The organism is Pseudomonas oleovorans subsp. oleovorans, assembly GCF_002197815.1.
In the GTDB taxonomy this organism is placed as follows: Bacteria; Pseudomonadota; Gammaproteobacteria; order Pseudomonadales; family Pseudomonadaceae; genus Aquipseudomonas; species Aquipseudomonas oleovorans.
Window position 1 is genome coordinate 1 of record NZ_NIUB01000085.1, and the last position, 1,484, is coordinate 1,484.

Genomic DNA, 1,484 nt, shown 5'->3' on the forward strand with positions numbered 1-1,484 from the left:
CACACCATCGTTGGGCATGAAATCCATGTGGCCGTCCCGCAAGACGAACATCAGGCGTACCGCGTGTGCTGCCTGCATGAAGATTGCGCCAAGTTCGTCTGCATCCCCCTCGCAGCCGAAGAACCAGCACCAGCAGCGCCGACCCTGCAACTGGACTTGCTGGCCAGCTGAACCCGCCACCAAGCAACCCCTATGCCCGCCATGTGCGGGCATTATCCATTTTGCTGATGACCCGCAAGAATGACTGGATGGGCGTACTCAATCTTATAGGGCGTAAGCTACTGAACTAACCCTGCGGTCTTCGCGCAAGCATTCCGATTCCTGTTGCGGATGAACGCTATCGAATCTCGATCCCGGCGTTGGGAGACGGGCATTTTTCATGTTTTGCCCAACCGCCCGATGACACAGCCCCTCCCCCTAGATACTGGCCACATTCAAAACGAAGGGCACTCAGCCCGACCAGACAAGGGGAATCACCATGGGCTCTACTGTATCTACCGGCAAACTGGCAGCTGCGTTCAAGACCAACAGCGGCAAGACCATGTACGTGCTGTTCGAGGAAACCTACGAGTCCAACTGCTACCCGCGTACCCCGCACTGGGGCTGCCTGCTGATCGGCGAAATTGCCAACATCATGCGCGGCATCTTCCGCTCGGCTGGGAGCTGCGAGGGCGGCATGCTCAAGGGCGCTGGTGGTCGCGATATTAGCCCCGAGGGCTACATCCAGGGCTGGCTCAAGGAGCTGGCGAACCCGGTAATGCTCAACGATCAAACCTTCGAGCTGGCGGTAGGCGATAGCCTTTACTCCACGGTTCCCAAGTCCGAGTTCGACATGATCAAGGAGCGCATGACCGTCACTGGTTTCGAGGCGGAAGGCATCCGGCTGGAGAACGGCGAGAAATTGACCGTCAGCCTGTACGAGCACGGCGAGCTGCTGGCCAGCATCTATGACGGCAACGTGGGCGCGTGGCGAATCATCGAGGGCTACAATGCCCCGATCTACGGCTTGCGCAATCCTGAGCTGGGGTATGCCCCTGCGAAGGCCAAAACCTTCGAGCTTGAAACCCATGAGTGCATGCGCCTGTTCAAGCATCGCGAGGACGTGGCCGTCAAAGACCAGAACGGGGACTGGCGGAACCGTGGCTGGGCCTACAGCATCATCGGGAACTATGTGCGCGAGCTTTGGCAAGCAGAACTGCGCGAGCCGGGCAGCTACCGCGCCCGTCTCAAGAACCTGCGCAACGCCATCGAGACTGCCCCGCTTATGCCATCGGAAGCTGTTGTAGTGATCGACACCACTGTGAAGCTGGAGAGCTGGACTCAGGAAGGCGTCACCCGCGTCGTCAACGAGAACCCGCACACCATCGTTGGGCATGAAATCCATGTGGCCGTCCCGCAAGACGAACATCAGGCGTACCGCGTGTGCTGCCTGCATGAAGATTGCGCCAAGTTCGTCTGCATCCCCCTCGCAGCCGAAGAACCAG

General features: G+C 59.3%; 1 protein-coding gene. It reads left to right on the forward strand.

The window, feature by feature from the left end; genetic code table 11:
- Nucleotides 1–478: 478 nt before the first annotated feature.
- On the forward strand, nt 479–1,484 hold a 1,006-nt coding region (locus PSOLE_RS23345; protein WP_088339366.1), incomplete at its 3' end, for a hypothetical protein.